The organism is Halomonas sp. GD1P12 (assembly GCF_025725645.1).
In the GTDB taxonomy this organism is placed as follows: Bacteria; Pseudomonadota; Gammaproteobacteria; order Pseudomonadales; family Halomonadaceae; genus Vreelandella.
Genome location: NZ_CP107007.1, coordinates 3,308,908 through 3,326,298 on the forward strand (window position 1 = coordinate 3,308,908; position 17,391 = coordinate 3,326,298).

The 17,391-nt window shown below is 62.9% G+C and carries 15 protein-coding genes and 2 tRNA genes; 3 read left to right on the forward strand and 14 right to left on the reverse strand.

The annotated features are described in order from the left end of the window. Window positions 1-39: 39 nt before the first annotated feature. From panB to OCT39_RS15255, 3 genes are all read left to right on the forward strand, one after another. The gene (gene panB, locus OCT39_RS15245; RefSeq protein ID WP_263585294.1) at window positions 40-831 is read left to right on the forward strand and encodes a 3-methyl-2-oxobutanoate hydroxymethyltransferase; all 792 of its coding nucleotides are present in this window, start codon (window positions 40-42) and stop codon (window positions 829-831) included. A gap of 53 nt (window positions 832-884) precedes the next feature. After that, complete coding sequence (gene panC, locus OCT39_RS15250; protein ID WP_263585295.1) at window positions 885-1,733, forward strand: pantoate--beta-alanine ligase; 849 nt, start codon at window positions 885-887, stop codon at window positions 1,731-1,733. A 199-nt stretch (window positions 1,734-1,932) separates the two neighbouring features. Then, window positions 1,933-3,111, forward strand: a complete 1,179-nt coding sequence (locus tag OCT39_RS15255) for an acetyl-CoA C-acetyltransferase (RefSeq protein ID WP_263585296.1) — start codon at window positions 1,933-1,935, stop codon at window positions 3,109-3,111. Between the two features lie 192 nt (window positions 3,112-3,303). Here the strand turns inward: OCT39_RS15255 and OCT39_RS15260 are convergent, their stop codons facing one another. The 14 genes from OCT39_RS15260 to folP form a co-directional block, all read right to left on the reverse strand. After that, window positions 3,304-4,470, reverse strand: coding sequence for an MFS transporter (locus tag OCT39_RS15260; protein ID WP_263585297.1), 1,167 nt, complete (start codon window positions 4,468-4,470; stop codon window positions 3,304-3,306). A gap of 82 nt (window positions 4,471-4,552) precedes the next feature. Then, window positions 4,553-6,715, reverse strand: a complete 2,163-nt coding sequence (gene pnp, locus OCT39_RS15265; protein WP_263585298.1) for a polyribonucleotide nucleotidyltransferase — start codon at window positions 6,713-6,715, stop codon at window positions 4,553-4,555. A 186-nt stretch (window positions 6,716-6,901) separates the two neighbouring features. After that, complete coding sequence (rpsO, locus tag OCT39_RS15270) at window positions 6,902-7,171, reverse strand: 30S ribosomal protein S15 (protein ID WP_074397689.1); 270 nt, start codon at window positions 7,169-7,171, stop codon at window positions 6,902-6,904. A gap of 116 nt (window positions 7,172-7,287) precedes the next feature. Next, a complete protein-coding gene (gene truB / locus OCT39_RS15275; protein ID WP_263585299.1) occupies window positions 7,288-8,208 on the reverse strand; it encodes a tRNA pseudouridine(55) synthase TruB in 921 nt (306 codons plus the stop codon). After that, on the reverse strand, window positions 8,208-8,615 hold the full coding sequence (rbfA, locus tag OCT39_RS15280; RefSeq protein WP_263585300.1) for a 30S ribosome-binding factor RbfA: 408 nt from the start codon (window positions 8,613-8,615) through the stop codon (window positions 8,208-8,210). Before rbfA ends, truB begins: the two co-directional genes overlap by 1 nt. Window positions 8,616-8,633: 18 nt before the next feature. Further along, on the reverse strand, window positions 8,634-11,168 hold the full coding sequence (infB, locus tag OCT39_RS15285) for a translation initiation factor IF-2 (protein WP_263585301.1): 2,535 nt from the start codon (window positions 11,166-11,168) through the stop codon (window positions 8,634-8,636). A 26-nt stretch (window positions 11,169-11,194) separates the two neighbouring features. Then, a complete protein-coding gene (gene nusA / locus OCT39_RS15290) occupies window positions 11,195-12,709 on the reverse strand; it encodes a transcription termination factor NusA (protein WP_252108391.1) in 1,515 nt (504 codons plus the stop codon). Window positions 12,710-12,785: 76 nt separating this feature from the next. Beyond that, the gene (gene rimP / locus OCT39_RS15295; RefSeq protein ID WP_252108389.1) at window positions 12,786-13,247 is read right to left on the reverse strand and encodes a ribosome maturation factor RimP; all 462 of its coding nucleotides are present in this window, start codon (window positions 13,245-13,247) and stop codon (window positions 12,786-12,788) included. 311 nt (window positions 13,248-13,558) lie between these two features. Continuing rightward, a tRNA-Met gene (locus OCT39_RS15300) sits at window positions 13,559-13,635 on the reverse strand. A 133-nt stretch (window positions 13,636-13,768) separates the two neighbouring features. Further along, window positions 13,769-13,855, reverse strand: a tRNA-Leu gene (locus tag OCT39_RS15305). A gap of 34 nt (window positions 13,856-13,889) precedes the next feature. Further along, a complete protein-coding gene (gene secG / locus OCT39_RS15310; RefSeq protein WP_252108387.1) occupies window positions 13,890-14,249 on the reverse strand; it encodes a preprotein translocase subunit SecG in 360 nt (119 codons plus the stop codon). 4 nt (window positions 14,250-14,253) lie between these two features. Then, complete coding sequence (gene tpiA, locus OCT39_RS15315; protein ID WP_263585302.1) at window positions 14,254-15,003, reverse strand: triose-phosphate isomerase; 750 nt, start codon at window positions 15,001-15,003, stop codon at window positions 14,254-14,256. A 97-nt stretch (window positions 15,004-15,100) separates the two neighbouring features. Then, a complete protein-coding gene (gene glmM / locus OCT39_RS15320; RefSeq protein ID WP_263585303.1) occupies window positions 15,101-16,450 on the reverse strand; it encodes a phosphoglucosamine mutase in 1,350 nt (449 codons plus the stop codon). Beyond that, the gene (folP, locus tag OCT39_RS15325; RefSeq protein WP_263585304.1) at window positions 16,447-17,352 is read right to left on the reverse strand and encodes a dihydropteroate synthase; all 906 of its coding nucleotides are present in this window, start codon (window positions 17,350-17,352) and stop codon (window positions 16,447-16,449) included. Before folP ends, glmM begins: the two co-directional genes overlap by 4 nt. Between the last annotated feature and the right edge of the window lie 39 nt (window positions 17,353-17,391).

The following is a 17,391-nucleotide window of genomic DNA, read 5'->3' on the forward strand; positions in this document are numbered from 1 at the left end:
GACGAGTGCCCTAGCGCTCCCCAGGACAGAGAGCTCGCCATGAAACCCGTTACCCTCAGCACGCTCGGCGCCCTGAAGCGCGCCAACGAGCCGTTTAGCTGCCTGACCGCCTATGATGTCTCCTTTGCCCGTGCGGCCAGCCGCGCCGGCATCGAGGTGCTGCTGGTGGGCGACTCGCTGGGCATGGTGCTGCAAGGCCATACCAGTACCCTTCCCGTAACCGTCGACGACATCTGCTACCACACCGCGTGCGCCGCCCGCGGAAAGGGCGAGAGCCTGTTGATGGTGGATGTGCCCTTCATGAGCAATGCCACGATTGAGAGCCTTTTGAAGGATGCCGGGCGGCTGATGCGCGCCGGCGCCGAAATGGTCAAGGTCGAAGGCGAGGCGTGGATGGCCGAGGGCGTGCGCGAGCTGACTCGCCGAGGCGTGCCGGTGTGCGCGCATCTGGGGCTAACGCCGCAAACCGTGCACCAGCTCGGCGGCTACAAGGTACAGGGGCGCGATGGCGCGACGGCAAAGCGAATCCTCGACGATGCCAAAACGCTGGTGGACGCTGGCGCTTCGATCATCCTGCTCGAGTGCGTGCCGGCAAGCCTTGGCAAGACCGTGACCGAGGCGCTGTCGGTGCCGGTGATCGGCATCGGCGCCGGGCCCGATACCGACGGGCAGATACTGGTAATGCACGACGTGCTCGGCGTCACCCACGGCCATACCCCGCGCTTCGTCAAAAACTTCATGATGGATGCCGACAGCATTCCGGGGGCCTTCGAGCGCTACCACGCGGCGGTGAAAAGCCGCGCTTTTCCCGCCGCCGAGCACTGCTTCTAACGCGGCCTTGCCCCATTGTTAACTTTTCAGCTTCACTGTCAGGCGACTTCATCATGCGCACACTGCACGACCTGGGCGATTTACGCGCCACGCTGACCCAGCACCGCCGCGCCGGCAAGCGCATCGCGCTGGTGCCCACCATGGGCAATCTTCACGCCGGCCACGTGGCGCTGGTGGAAACCGCGCGCCGCCACGCCGATGTCGTGGTGGCGAGTCTGTTCGTCAACCCGATGCAGTTCGGCCCCAGCGAAGATCTCGACGCCTACCCGCGCACCCTCGAAGCGGACCAGGTCAAACTTACTGAGGCCGACTGTGACGTGCTGTTCGCCCCGTCCACCGCCGCGCTCTACCCCAACGGGCTCCAGGGCCAGACCCGCGTGCAGGTGCCTCTGGTGTCCGAAGGGCTCTGCGGAGGCGCACGCCCTGGCCACTTCGATGGCGTGGCGACCGTCGTGACACTGCTGTTCAACCTGGTGCAGCCAGACATCGCCCTGTTCGGCGAGAAGGATTACCAGCAGCTGGCGGTCATTCGAAAGCTCACGGCGGATCTGCACCTGCCAATCGAGATTCTCGGCGTGGCGACTCAGCGTGCCGAGGACGGGCTGGCACTGTCGTCGCGCAACGGCTATTTAAGCGAGGCCGAGCGCGCCACCGCCCCGGCGCTTTACCAAACGCTCATGTCGGCCAGGGCGGCTCTCGAGCGTGGCGAGCCGGCGCCCAACGTGCTGGACCGGGCGATTGAGGCGCTCGGGGCGGCCGGCTTTGCGCCGGACTACGTGGAGCTCAAAAGCGCCGAGCTCGGCCCGGTCACGCCGCAAACGCGCGAGGCCATTTTGCTGGCCGCGGCCAAGCTCGGCCCGGCGCGGCTGATCGACAACGTCCGCGTCACGCTGGGCCAATAGCCTACTCAACCCGGCGGCGCGCGAGCCAAAGGCGTATTGTCGCAACGCACAACTTTCCCTATGCTGAAAGAACACGCTTGAAACAACCAGGTTGAAACAATCAGGCGCTTAAAATAACCAAACGCTTGAAACAGCTAACGCTTGAAACAAACGAGCGCGTTCACAGGCCCACGGCCTTATTCATATCGGGAGTTCTGTCATGCAAGAAGTGGTCATTGTCGCCGCGCGGCGCACCGCGGTGGGTAGCTTCGGCGGCTCGCTCGCGGGTATTCCTGCAAGTGTTCTCGGCTCATACGTCATCAAGGACATCCTCGCCTCCACCGGCGTCCCACCGGAGCAGGTCAACGAAGTGCTGCTCGGTCAGGTGCTGACCGCGGGCGTGGGCCAGAACCCGGCGCGCCAGGCCTCGATCAAGGCGGGGCTGCCGGACGCCGTCCCGGCGATGACCATCAACAAGGTGTGCGGCTCCGGTCTCAAGGCCGTTCATCTGGCGACCCAGGCGATTCTCTGCGGCGACGCCGACCTGATCATTGCCGGCGGCCAGGAGAACATGTCGCTTTCTCCCCACGTGCTGCCGAATTCGCGTAATGGTCAGCGCATGGGCGACTGGAAGGCGATCGACACCATGGTGCATGACGGCCTGTGGGATGCCTTCAACGACTACCACATGGGCATCACCGCAGAAAATCTGGCCGAAAAGTACGGCATCACTCGCGAGCAGATGGACGAATTCGCTGCCCAGTCGCAGCAGAACGCCTCCAACGCGATCAAGGAAGGCAAGTTCAAAAGCCAGATCGTGCCGGTCGAAATCCCCCAGCGCCGGGGCGATCCAATCGTGTTCGATACCGATGAGAATCCGCGCGAAGTGACCGCCGAGAAGCTCGCCGGCATGAAGCCCGCGTTCAAGAAGGATGGCACCGTGACGGCGGGCAACGCCTCGTCGCTCAACGACGGCGCCGCGGTGGTCATGGTCTGCTCCGCCGAGAAGGCGAAAGAGCTGGGACTCGAGCCGCTGGTACGTATCAAGGCCTACGCCAACGCCGGCGTGGATCCGGCGATCATGGGCATCGGCCCGGCACCGGCGACCCGGCGCTGCCTGGAGAAAGCGGGCTGGAGCCTTGAGGACCTGGACCTGGTCGAGGCCAACGAAGCCTTTGCCGCTCAGGCGATGTCGGTCAACAAGGAGCTTGGCTGGGACGTCTCGAAAGTGAACGTCAACGGCGGCGCCATCGCCCTTGGCCACCCCATCGGCGCCTCGGGCTGTCGCGTACTGGTTTCGCTGATTCACGAGATGATCGCCCGCGATGCCAAAAAGGGCCTCGCCACTCTTTGCATCGGCGGCGGTCAGGGCGTGGCGCTGGCGATCGAGCGTCCTTAAGCTTCTGTGCTCCGGCCAGAAGCGACCCTACGCGAGGGCGCTGTGAATACGTCCCTGTACGCTACTTTCGCCCTCCCTGGCGAAAGACCCTCGCTACGGGTCACTTCTGGCCTCAACTGACAGTGTGCCAGTACAGATAAAACAAATAACCCCGCTTGAAAGCGGGGTTTTCTATTGCCTGCACGTTGCGGATCAGCGAATCCGCCCCCCGTTGACCAGCCGCGACGGCGTGCGCCCGACCAGCACCACGCCGACCAGAAACAGCGCCGCGGCGGCCCACATGGTTGTGGGCAGGCTGGTGGCGTCGACCACTCGCCCGCCGATCAGCGCCCCAAGGCCGATCGACATGTTGAACACGAACGCCATCAGCGCGGTGGCCGCCTCGGTATTCGGCGCGGTACGCAGTATCCAGGTCTGAATGCTCACCGAGATACTGCCAAAGATCGCCCCCCACACCATCAAAAGCAGAACGCCGCTGATCGGACGGGTGCCCAGAAGCGGAAAGCTCGCCACTACCAGCAGCAACAGCACCGGAATGGCCAGCACGGCGGCGTAGGGGTTGCGCGCGGCCTTCATGCCCGCCACCACGTTGCCGATGAGGCCGGCGGCGCCGTAGAGCAACAGCAGCGTGCTGACATTGCGCTGTTCGATGCCGCTGATGTTCTGCAAAATCGGGCTGATGAAGGTGTAGGCGACGAAGTGGCCCACGACCACGCAGGCAGTGGTGAGTACCGCAACGCGCACGCCGCGGTTGAACACCTGCTGGAAGAGCATGCCAAGGCTTACCGGCTCGCGAGGCGGCAGCGTCGGCAGCCACAACCAGATCAGCCCGGCGGTCAGCAGGCTAAAAGCGCCGAGCCCGCCGAACACCCAGCGCCAGCTGCTGATATCACCCAGCAGCGTGCCCAGCGGCACGCCGAGCACCGAGGCCGCGGTCACGCCGCCGAAAATGATCGTCATCGCGCGGGCGACCTTCTCCTCGGGCACCAGCCTCGGTGCGATACTGCCGGCGATGGCCCAAAAACCGCCGATGCTCATGCCGATCAGCGCACGTGCGGCCAGCAGCAGCCCAAAGCTTTCCGCCATCGCCGAGAGCACGCTTCCAAGCGTCATGATGATCATCAGGCCGGTGAGCATCACCCGCCGGTCGAGCCGACCCACCGCCACCGGCAGAAGCGGTGCCGAGAGCGCCGCCACCACCCCGGGCACCGTGACCATCAGCCCGGCGGTGCCCTCGGTAACGCCCAGATCCAACGCCACCTGGGAGAGCAACCCGATCGGCAGCTGCTCGGCGGTCACCAGTAGAAAGATGCCGCTCATGACCGCAATGACCGCCCACCACCTTGCTTGCTGCTCCATGCCCTCTCCTGTCCTGCGTATCCAAACGATTCCGCCCCCGCAGCCAGGGGCTGCGGGGGCGGAGTGAGCACCGCGGCGAGAATTACTCGGCGGCGTTTTCGCTTTCAGCGGTAAAGGCCGCCTTCTCTTCCTCAGTGATCTCCTTGATGGAGAGCTTCACGCGGTTGCGGTTGTCGATATCGAGGACCTTGACCACCACATCGTCGCCTTCGTTGAGGAAGTCGCGCACGTTATTGACGCGTTCGGCAACGATCTGCGAGATGTGTACCAGCCCGTCGGTGCCCGGCATGATGTTCACGAACGCGCCGAAGTCGGCGATCCGAACCACCTTGCCGTTGTAGAGCTTGCCGATCTCGGCTTCGGCGGTGATCGCCAGTACCGTATCGATCGCGGCCTTGGCCGCTTTCTTGTCTTCGGCGTAGATGCGCACGGTGCCATCATCGTCGAGATCGATCGACGCGCCGGTGTCTTCGCAGATCTTGCGAATGGTGGCGCCGCCCTTGCCGATGACGTCGCGAATCTTCTCCGGGTCGATCTTGATGGTGGCCATCGACGGGGCGTTCTCGGACACCTCGGTGCGGCTGTGGTTGATCACGGCGTTCATCTGCTCGAGGATCGCGATGCGCGCATGGTGGGCCTGCTGCAGCGCGGTTTCCATGATCTCTTCGTTGATGCCTTCGATCTTGATGTCCATCTGCAGAGCGGTGACGCCCTCTTCGGAACCCGCGACCTTGAAGTCCATGTCGCCCAGGTGGTCTTCGTCACCCAGGATATCGGTCAGCACCGCGTAACCTTCCGGGTCCTTGACCAGGCCCATGGCGATACCGGCGACCGGCGCCTTCAGCGGCACGCCCGCATCCATCAGCGCCAGTGAGGAGCCGCACACCGAGGCCATGGAGCTCGAGCCGTTGGACTCGGTGATCTCGGAGACCACGCGAATGGTGTAGGGGAACTCCTCTTCGGACGGCAGCATCGCCTGCACGCCACGGCGCGCCAAACGGCCGTGGCCGATTTCACGGCGCTTCGGCCCGCCCATGAAGCCCGCTTCGCCCACCGAGTAGGGGGGGAAGTTGTAGTGCAGCATGAAGCGGTCCTTGCGCTCGCCTTCCAGCGACTCGATCAGCTGTGAGTCGCGCAGCGTGCCGAGGGTGGCCACCGCGATCGCTTGGGTTTCGCCGCGAGTGAACACCGCCGAGCCGTGGGTCTTGGGCAACACGCCGACTTCGATGGAAAGCGGACGCACGGTGGTGTTGTCGCGGCCGTCGATACGCGGCTCGCCTTTCACCACGCGCGAGCGCACCACGCGCTTCTCGAGGCTCGAGAAGGCACCCTTTACTTCGTCGCGGTCGAACTTGTCGTTGACCGGTTCACCTTCGACGGCGCCCAGCGCTTCGATGGCCTGCTCTTTCAGCCCGGCCAGCGCGTCCTGGCGCTCCATCTTGTCGGTGATGCGGTAGGCCTCGCCCACCTTCGTTTCGAACTGCTCGGCCATGGCGCTCTTGAGCGCGGCGTTCTCTTGGGCAGCCTGCCACTCCCAGCGCGGCTTGCCGGCTTCCCGGGTCAGCTCGTCGATGGCGCTGATGGCGACCTGCATCTCCTGATGGCCGTAAAGTACGGCGCCGAGCATCTCGTCTTCGAGTAGCTCCTGGGCTTCGGACTCGACCATCAGCACGGCGTTTTGGGTACCGGCGACGACCATGTTGAGCTCGGAGGTGGCGAGCTCTTCGACGGTCGGGTTCAAAAAGTAACCCTGCTCTTCGCTGAAGCCGACGCGCGCCGCGCCGATCGGGCCGTTGAACGGCACGCCGGAGATCGAAAGCGCCGCCGAGGTGCCGAGCATGGCGGCGATATCCGGGTCGTGGTTACGATCGGTGGAGAGAACGGTACAGATCACTTGCACTTCGTTCATGAAGCCTTTCGGAAAGAGCGGACGAATCGGCCGGTCGATCAGGCGCGAGGTGAGCGTCTCTTTCTCGGTGGGGCGCCCTTCACGCTTGAAGAAACCGCCGGGAATCTTGCCGACCGCGTAGGTCTTTTCCTGGTAATGCACCGACAGAGGGAAGAACGCCTGATGGGGGTTCACTTCCTTCTTTGCCACCACGGTGCACAGCACCACGGTGTCGTCCATGGTGACCATGACGGCACCGCTTGCCTGGCGGGCGATGCGCCCGGTTTCCAGGGTGACGGTGCTGCGACCAAACTCAAACGTCTTTTTTACCGGATTCACGGCGACTTCCTTTAACATGAAATAGCTACTTGTCTTTTCTGGGGTCGTTTTGACTGCCACTATTCTAGGCGCTGTCGCCGTCAACGGCTACCAGAAACCCGAAATAGGCCGCGCACCGGACAGGCATAAAAAAACGGGCCGCCCAGAAGGCGGCCCGTTTCGACTGCACGCAGCGCTTGCCACCCCAAAGAGCGGCAAAGCGTCTTAGCGACGCAGGCCCAGACGCTGAATCAGAGACTGATAGCGTTCGAAATCCTTGCGCTTGAGGTAGTCCAGCAGCTTACGACGCTGGTTTACCATCCGGATCAGACCACGACGGGAGTGGTGATCCTGCTTGTTGGTTTTGAAGTGGTCCTGCAGGCCGTTGATGTTGGCGCTCAGCAGGGCAACCTGCACTTCGGGGGAACCGGTGTCGCTCTCGCCGCGGCCGTATTCGTTGACGATCTCGGCCTTTTTCTCAGCGGTTAGTGCCATCTGTCTCTCCAGTCAGCAATATGCTTAACATTGAATGGGTGAGACCACGCATATTTGCAGTCTCAAGGCTATTTTCGCGCAGATCGCCGCATCCTTGCAACGATTCTCCGACGAATTTACGAACGAGCGACCGTACTCAACAGCCGCTTCGGGGCCACTTCCTGCGGCCCCTTTACAACGCCGAGCCCGATAAACGCGTCGGCGTGATAAAGACGTGCCAAATTCTCCAGGCCCAGCGCCGTGGCGTCGAGCGCCGCGGGCTGGCCGCGAGAAAGACGCTGGTGACCGGTATCGTCTACCGTCAGCGCCGGCAAATGGTCGACCAGCACGTCCACGGGCATGAGCTTCGCCTCGCGGGTGGGCTGATCGGCGAGCGCCTCGATCTCCTCGAGCGTCCACATCGCTTCGCTATCAAACGGCCCGGTCCTGAGCCGTCTCAAGGCGCTGATGTGGGCGCCACACCCGAGTGCCGCGCCGATATCTTCGGCCAGCGTTCGAATGTAGGTACCCTTGCTACAGCTTACTTCGAGCTCGATGGCCGCGCCGTCGAAGCCGATCAAGCGCGCCTCGTGAATGCACACGCGCCGCGCCTTGCGCTCGACCTCCTTGCCTTCCCGGGCAAGCTCGTAGAGCTTTCTACCCTGGTGCTTGAGCGCCGAGTACATCGGCGGCACCTGGTCGATCTCGCCACGAAAGCGCGCGATCGCGGCCTCGATATCGTGCTCGGTGAGCGCGGGCACGTCGCGACGCTCCAGCACCTCGCCTTCGGCGTCGCCGGTATCGGTCATCACCCCGAGTTCGACTCGGGTACGATACATCTTGTCGGCTTCCAGCAGGTGGGCGGAAAACTTGGTCGCCTCGCCCAGGCAAATCGGTAAAAGGCCCGTCGCCATAGGGTCGAGGGTGCCGGTGTGCCCCGCCTTTTGCGCCTCAAACAGACGGCGTACGCGCTGCAGCGCGTGGTTGCTGGAAAGGCCCTTGGGCTTATCCAGCAGCATCACGCCGTTGACCGGCAACCCCTTGCGGCGACGCGCCATTAGCGCGGCTCCTCGCCCTGGGCGTCTTCGCCTTCCTCACCCTGACGCGCGCGGTCAGTGGAGACCGCCTCGTCGATCAGCGAGGAGAGCTGCTGACCGCGCACCACGCTTTCATCGAAATGAAAGCGCAGCTCCGGTACATGGCGAAGCTGGATGCGCCTGGCGATCTGGCTTCGCAAAAAACCGCTGGCGCGCTTGAGCACCTGCAGGTTCTCCTTGATACGCTCGGGCGACTGTTCACCCAACAGGGTGACGTAGATGTCGGCGTAGCCCAGATCGCGGCTGACGGTCGCGCCGCTGACCGTCACCATGCCAAGGCGCGGGTCCTTGATTTCACGCTGGATGAGTACCGCCAGCTCCTTCTGGAGCTGGTCGGCTACCCGGTCGGTACGCTTGAATTCGCGCATGATTGCTCCTCGCGGCCCTTACAGGGTGCGCTCGACCTTGACCTGGTCGAAGACTTCGATCTTGTCGCCGACCTGGACGTCGTTGTAGTTCTTCACGCCGATACCACACTCGACGCCGTTACGAACTTCCTGCACGTCGTCCTTGTAGCGGCGCAGCGACTCGAGCTCGCCTTCATAGATGACCACGTTTTCACGCAGTACGCGGATACGCTTGCTGCGTGACACGGTGCCTTCGACGACCATACAGCCGGCTACCGCACCGATCTTCGGCGCACGGAACACGTCGCGCACTTCGGCAACGCCAACGATCTCTTCTTTCCACTCCGGCGCGAGCATACCGCTCATCGCCTGCTTGACCTCGTCGATCAGGTGGTAGATGACGCTGTAGTAGCGCAGATCCAGACCTTCACGTTCGATGATCTCGCGGGCAGCGGCGTCGGCACGGACGTTGAAGCCGACCACGATCGCCTCGGAGGCGAGCGCCAGGTTGGCGTCGGTACCGGTGATACCACCCACGCCGGAAGACACCACGGCCACCTGAACTTCATCGGTGGAGAGCTCTTCGAGCGCCCCACGGATCGCTTCAAGCGAGCCCTGCACGTCGGCCTTCAGTACGATGTTGACCTTGGCCACTTCGTCCTGACCCATCTGGCTGAACATGTTCTCGAGCTTGGCTTTCTGCTGACGCGCCAGGCGTACTTCGCGGTACTTGCCTTGACGGAAGTTGGCCACTTCGCGCGCCTTGCGTTCGTCCGCCACGACCATGAAGTCATCACCGGCGTCCGGCGTACCGTCCAGGCCCTGAATTTCCACGGGCATGGCCGGACCCACTTCCTCGACCTGTTGGCCGAGCTCGTTGGTCAGCGCGCGCACGCGGCCATAGTGCAGGCCGGCCAGCACGATGTCGCCGCGCTTGAGCGTGCCGTTTTGTACCAGCACCGTGGCGACCGGACCGCGGCCCTTGTCCAGGCGCGATTCGACGACCACACCCTTACCAGGCGCCGACGGAACGGCCTTGAGCTCGAGCACTTCGGACACCAGCTGGATCGCTTCCAGCAGCTCTTCGATGCCATCACCGGTTTTCGCGGAGACGTGAACGAACTGTGTATCGCCGCCCCAGTCCTCGGAAATCACGCCGTGCTGGGAGAGCTCGTTACGGATACGGTCGAAATCCGCGCCGGTCTTGTCGATCTTGTTCACCGCCACGACCATGGGGACTTCGGCGGCCTTGGAGTGCTCGATCGCCTCGATGGTCTGCGGCATGACGCCGTCGTCCGCCGCCACCACCAGGATCACCACGTCGGTCGCCTTGGCACCGCGAGCACGCATGGCGGTAAACGCCGCGTGGCCCGGGGTATCCAGGAAGGTGACGCCGCCGTGGTTGTCTTCCACGTGGTAGGCACCGATGTGCTGGGTGATACCGCCGGCTTCGCCGGTGGCGACCTTGGCACGACGAATGTAGTCGAGCAAAGACGTCTTACCGTGGTCGACGTGCCCCATGACGGTCACGACCGGCGAACGAGTGATCTCTTCACCTTCGTAGGAGATACCCTCGATCATTTCGGTTTCGAGCGCATCGTCCTTGACCAGCTTGACCTTGTGGCCCATCTCCTCGACGACGATCGCGGCGGTGTCCTGATCGATGGTCTGGTTGATGGTCACGGCCGCGCCCATGGTGAACATGGCCTTGATCACTTCGTTGGCCTTGATCGACATCTTGTCGGCAAGCTCGGCAACGCTGATCGACTCGGGGATCGAGACTTCACGCACGATCGGCTGCGTCGGCTTCTGGAAGCCGTGCTTGCCGTTGCCGCTGCCGCCCGGGCCACGGCGGCCGCCGCGGCGTTCGGAGCGCTTGGCCTTTTTGGCCCCGCCGCCGCGCTTACGCTCTTCGCGATCGCCGCGATCATCGTCCTCGTCACGCCCCTTCTTCTTCGCCGCGGCTTTCTTCGGCGGCGCGGTGCGACGGTCGGTACGGCCTTCCTTCGGCGGTGCCGGAGGCATCTCTTCCGAGGGCGCGCTGTCGTCGATCTGAAGCTCCGGCACGTCGATCTCGGGAGCGACGGCTTTGTTGGAGGCTTCGGCCTGCTTTTGACGCTCGGCTTCTTCAGCGCGGGCTTTTTCGGCGGCGGCGCGCTCTTCGGCTTCACGCGCTTGCTGTACCTTGCGCTCGGCTTCGGCTTCGGCCATGTCACCGACCAGCTGACGCGGGCCGCTGTGGACCGGCTCCTGGGCTTTCGGCTTCTCTTCTTCGGCGCGCTTGACGTAGGTCTTTTTCTTTCTGACCTGAACTTCGATCGTCTTACCGCGCTCGCCGGTTTTGATGCGGCTGCGCGTCTTGCGCGTCAGGGTGATCCGGTTTTTACCCGCATCGGCGGCGTCGCTGCCGCCGTGGCTTTTCTTCAAAAAGCTCAAGAGCGTCTGCTTGTCCTCTTCGGACACCGCATCGCTTTCCGAGGCGTGCTTGAGTCCCGCCTCTTTCATCTGCTCTAGCAAGCGGGGCACGTCGCGGCCCACCTTTACTGCAAAATCTTTAACTGTCATATCCGACATTGTGACCCTCCAAGCCCGTGACCTGTTTACTGTGTGTTCGAAGCCGCTTCGCTATCGTCTTCAAACCAGGGCGCACGGGCAGTCATGATCAGTGCCGCTGCGCGCGCTTCGTCTAACTCCTCGATATCGACCAGATCGTCGACAGACTGTTCGGCGAGATCCTCCATGGTAACGATGCCCTTGCTGGCGAGAATGAAGGCCAGATGGCGCTCCATGCCCTCCATTTCAAGCAGATCGTCCGCCGGCTGCGCACCATCGAGTGCTTCTTCCGAGGCGATCGCCATGGTGAGTAGCTCGTCCTTGGCACGTGCGCGCAGCTCTTCGACCAGCTCTTCATCGAACTCTTCGATTTCGAGCATCTCTTCAAGCGGCACGTAGGCGACTTCTTCCAGCGTCGTGAACCCTTCTTCGACCAGCAGGCGGGCAACGTCTTCGTCCACGCTCAGGTGGTGAACGAAGGAGTCCACGAGGCTATCGATTTCCTGCTCGCGCTTGGACTCGGCTTCGTCCTCGGTCATGACGTTGATCCGCCAGCCGGTGAGCTCCGAGGCCAGGCGCACGTTCTGACCGCTGCGGCCGATGGCCTGGGCGAGGTTGTCCTGGGCGACGGCAACGTCCATGGCGTGGGCGTCTTCGTCCACCAGAATGGAGGCGACGTCCGCCGGGGCCATGGCATTGATGACCAACTGAGCCGGGTTATCGTCCCACAGCACGATATCCACGCGTTCGTTTTGCAGCTCCGAGGAGACCGCCTGAACGCGCGAACCGCGCATGCCGACACAGGCGCCGACCGGGTCGATGCGCCGGTCGTTGGTCTTGACCGCGATCTTGGCCCGCGAGCCCGGATCGCGCGCCGCGCCCTTGATCTCGATGAGCTGCTCGGCGATTTCCGGCACCTCGATCTTGAACAGCTCGATGATGAACTGCGGATTGGTGCGCGAGAGTTGAAGCTGGGCACCGCGCGCGTCGGCGTCGACCTTGACCAGCAGCGCCCGTACCCGCTCGTTCATGCGGTAGCGTTCGCCGTGGATCATTTCGTTACGCGCCAAAAACGCCTCGGCGTTCTCGCCCAGATCGATGATCAAACCGTCGCGAGTGGTCTTTTTGACGATACCGGCAACCAGCTCGCCTTCGCGGTCGGCGTACTGGCGCACGACTTCGGCGCGCTCGGCTTCGCGCACTTTCTGCACGATGACCTGCTTGGCGGTTTGCGCGGCGATACGGCCAAAGACGGCGTTCTCGATCTTCTCTTCGACGATGTCACCCAACGCCAGCGGCGGATCGCGCTGCTCGGCGATGGTCTGCTTGATTTCGTAATCCGGGGTTTCGAACTCGTCGTCCTCGACCACCGTCCAGAAACGGTAGGTATCGTAGTCACCGCTGCGGCGATCGATCGATACGCGCACGTTGGCTTCTTCGTGTTCGAAACGCTTGCGTGAGGCGCTGGCAAGCGCCGCTTCGACCGCCTCAAAAATGACGTCGCGCGAAACGCCTTTCTCGTTGGAGATCGCGTCAACGACCATTAAAATTTCTTTACTCATGCGTATGCCTCGCCAGTAAACCTGTCCTTTATGCCTCGCCCAAACCGGGGGGCCGCCGTTTTTTTAATCGTCGAGCCTAGTCGTCGAACTGCGGGACAATGTGTGCAGCATCGATACTTTCGATGGGAAAGCAGTATTCTTCGTCGTCAAGCTGAAGCAACACCTCGTCGCCTTCCACCCCGGCAAGCAGGCCCTGAAACTTGCGCCGACCACTGAAAGCGGTGCGCAGCTTGAGCGCGACCTGGTGGCCCTGAAAGCGCGTAAAATGATCCAGAGTGTACAAGGGACGCGCCATGCCCGGCGACGAGACTTCCAGGCGATACTCGCCAGGAATCGGGTCTTCGACGTCCAAAACGGCGCTGACCTGGCGGCTGATATCGGCGCAGTCTTCGACGCTGACGCCGCTTTCACGCTCGATATAGATCACAAGCCGGGAGTGCTTGCCCTGAGAAAGATGGTCAATGCCCCATAGCTCAAAGCCCATGGCGGCAACAACGGGCTCGACCAGCGCGTGCAGCGCTGCATGTTTCGTGGCCACAGACGAAGCTCCTTTAGCCGTTGCATCAGGCACCTGGCCAGGAGTCATGAGAAAAGCTAGGTGGCTGATTGGCGTTACCTGAAAATGTGTCTTCGACCGCCCGGCCCTGCCGGCACGCCAGACACGCTTGGCTCGCAAAAAGCTACTCTTAAACTGTCAAAAGCGCCGCGATGCAAAGGCGCTACTAACAAAAAGCCCCTTCACAGGAAGGGGCTTTTTAAAAGAAACCTGTAAAACCATTTCGACAAACCGGTGAGATGTGGTTGCCAGCATTCTGAAAACGTCGCTGTGCATACACCGTTTGTAGAAGATGGTAGCGGGGACCGGATTTGAACCGATGACCTTCGGGTTATGAGCCCGACGAGCTACCAGACTGCTCCACCCCGCATCAATCAAGCTGGACGATACTAGCGACTTGCACTGCTTTCGTCAAGCGCCTTTCTCGCCGCAGATACTGCTCGCTCAAACGACATCTGTTGCCAGCTGCGTCGAACGCTGAGAACCCGTTACAGGTATCTCGTTGGTGCCGAAGGCGGGACTTGAACCCGCACGACCGTAAGGTCACTACCCCCTCAAGATAGCGTGTCTACCAATTCCACCACTTCGGCATCAGGGGAGGCTAAATGAAAGCGGCTCAACTACTTACTCGCCGTTTCCCTCTAGCACTGGCGCTGCATTATCCACACTTTCCGAGCCTTCGTCAAGCGTTGGCACGCTTTGTTGTTGCTCGATCAAACGCGAGTCCGGAATACCGGCCTCTGGCGACTGTCCCGCCTGGGTCGCGTAGTAGGCGAGCGCCAGCGAGGTGACGAAAAAACCCGCGGCCAGAACGCCGGTGGTGCGCGACAGGAAGTTACCGCTACCGCGCGAGCCAAAAACGGTTTGCGATGCACCACCGCCAAAGGAGGCGCCGGCATCGGCCCCTTTACCCTGCTGAAGCAGAATAAGTACAACGAGCGCGATCGCGATGACCACGTGAACCATTAAAATTGCAACTTGCATGGCGTTATCCTGCTGACTGACAAATAGCGAAAAAATCATCGGTTTTGAGCGAAGCGCCGCCCACCAAACCGCCGTCGATATCGGGCTGGGCAAGTAACTCAGCCGCGTTCTTTACATTCATACTGCCGCCGTAAAGCAGCGTGAGCTGCTCGGCAAGCGCGGTATTGAATTCTGCCTGATAGGCGCGGATGCCGGCCATCACTTCCTGAGCCTGCTCCGGGGTCGCCGTGCGCCCGGTACCGATGGCCCAAACGGGTTCATAGGCGATGACGACCTTTTGACGCTGTTCGGGGTCGAGCCTTGCCATGGCGTAACCTACCTGGCGCAGCACCACGTCCATGGTCCGTCCAGCATCACGCTCTTCAAGCGATTCGCCCACGCACAGGATCGGCACGAGCCCCACGCTCAGCGCGGCAAGCAAGCGGTCGAACACCTGCTCATCACTTTCCCCGTAGAGCTCGCGGCGCTCAGAGTGGCCAACCAGTACGTAGGTAGCGCCGAGCTCGGTCAGCATGCGACCACTGACTTCGCCCGTATGCGCCCCGGAATCGGCCGGATTGAGCGTCTGCGCGCCAAGCGCGAGCGGCGTATCGCGAAACGCCTGACGGGCCGCCTCCAGGTAGGGAAAAGGCGGAATCACCACGACCCTGACCGCCTCGGACAATGTCGCATCGGCAAATTTGCGGCCAAAGTCCTCGATCAACGACGTGGAGCCGTTCATCTTCCAGTTACCGGCGATCAATGGTGTGCGCATTCGTTGTCCTCTCTCAAGGTGGGGCGAAATGGTATAGGAGCGGCCCTGTCAAGACAACCGCTGTCAACATCAGGGCCTTTTCTGGTGAATCGTCGCGTCAGGCCAGCAGCGCTTCGACGCGCTGGGCGAGATTTTTGGCAAGCCCCATGACATCCAGGTGCGAGCGCCCCTCGACCATCACGCGAATCAACGGCTCGGTACCCGACGGACGAAGCAGCACCCGCCCCTGGTCGCCAAGCTCCGCCTCAAGCCCGCTTACCGCCGCGTCGAGCTCCGGCGCCTTCATGACTTCCCTGGCATCGGTGCCGGCGGGCAGGCGCACGTTGACCAGCGCCTGGGGCACCTTCTCGAACTCACGTAACAGCGTCACCAGCGTTTTTTGCTCACGCATCATCAGCGCCAGCACCTGCAGCGCCGAGACGATGCCGTCACCGGTGGTTTGCGCGTGGGCGCAAACGATATGGCCAGACGACTCGCCACCCAGCTCCCAGCCGTTGGCGGCCATCTTCTCCATGACGAAACGGTCCCCTACCTTGGCGCGCTCGAAGGGAATGCCGAGCTTTTCCAGCGCCATGGCGAGGCCGAAGTTGCTCATCAGCGTGCCCACCACCCCGCCCTGTAGCAGGCCGCGGTCGAAGCGGTCGCGGGCGATCAGATAGAGAATGTCGTCGCCATCGACTTCGCGGCCGTCGGCATCGACCAGCAGCACGCGGTCGCCGTCACCGTCAAAAGCGATCCCCAGATCCGCCCCCTGCTGAATGACCGCCGCGCGCAGCGCCGCTGGATGGGTCGACCCCACGTCGCGGTTGATGTTGAGTCCGTCCGGCGCGCAGCCGATGACGCTTACCTCGGCGCCCAGCTCGCGAAACACGCTCGGGGCAATGTGATAGGTCGCGCCGTGGGCGCAGTCGAGCACGACTTTCAAGCCGTGCAGGCTCAAGCGATCCGGCAGCGTCGATTTACAGAACTCGATATAGCGCCCGGCGGCGTCGTCGATCCGTGCGGCCTTGCCAAGCTGGCCGGCGCCCACGGTGTCGAGCGGTGCGTCCAGCATCGCCTCGATGCGGTCCTCCACTTCGTCGGCAAGCTTCTTGCCCTCGGCGGAGAAAAACTTGATGCCGTTGTCAGCGAAGGGGTTGTGCGAGGCGGAGATAACGATGCCCGCGTCGGCGCGAAAGGTGCGGGTGAGGTACGCGATGCCCGGTGTCGGCATGGGGCCTAAAAGCGAGACGTCGACGCCGGCGGCGGAAAGCCCGGCCTCCAGGGCGGATTCGAACATGTAGCCCGAGATGCGGGTGTCCTTGCCGATCAGCACGCGGGTGCGCCCCTTCTCGCGGCGCAGCACCTGGCCTGCCGCCCAGCCGAGTTTGAGCATGAAATCGGCGGTGATGGGCGCCTCGCCCACCGTGCCACGAATACCATCGGTACCGAAATAACGTCGTGTCATGAGAGGTGTTCCTTGTTGATCGACGGCTCGCAGCCTTCCTGTAAAACTGCCCACGCCATGGTAACGGCATCCACGGTGGGGCCGACATCATGCACTCGTAGTATTTTTGCGCCTCTTTCGACCGCCATCGCCGACAGCGCCACCCCGCCGAACAGGCGCTCCTCGACCGGACGGCCGAGCACCTTACCGATCATGCTCTTGCGCGACATGCCGACCAGCAGCGGCAGCCCCAGTGCCTCGAGTGCATCCATGCGGTTCAAAAGGCGCAGATTGTGCTCGACGCTTTTACCAAAGCCAAAGCCCGGGTCGAGCAGCAGTCGATCACGGGGCAGCCCGGCGGCGTCGCAGGCGGTTACACGCTTGCTCAAAAACTCGGCGACGGCCTGCTCGACGGGCACCTCATAGTGAGGGGCGTGCTGCATCGCCTGGGGCTCGCCCTGACGATGCATCAGACAAACCGGTAGCCCGCTCTGCGCGGCGGCGGCCAGCGCCCCTTCGCGCTCCAGCGCGCGCACGTCGTTGATCATGCTCGCCCCGCGGGCGGCGGACTCGCGTATCACCAGGGCGCTGCTGGTATCGACGGAGACCAGCGCGTCGAGCTCGCGCACCAGCGCCTCGACCACCGGCGCGACCCGGTCGAGCTCCTCCTGCTCGGGCACCGCCTCGGCCCCCGGCCGGGTCGACTCGCCGCCCACGTCGATCATGGCCGCCCCCTCGGCGAGCATCTGTTCGGCGTGGCGCAGCGCATCGTCGAGCGCGACGTGACGGCCGCCATCGGAAAAGGAGTCGGGCGTGACGTTGAGAATGCCCATGACACGGGGAAAGGAGAGATCCAGCCGATGGCGACCGCACTGCAGTGACGACGCCGCTTCGGGCAAGAGCGCTGGGGTAGTTGATTTCATGGTACAGCCTGTAAATAAAAACGTTGCGGCTCGAGGGCG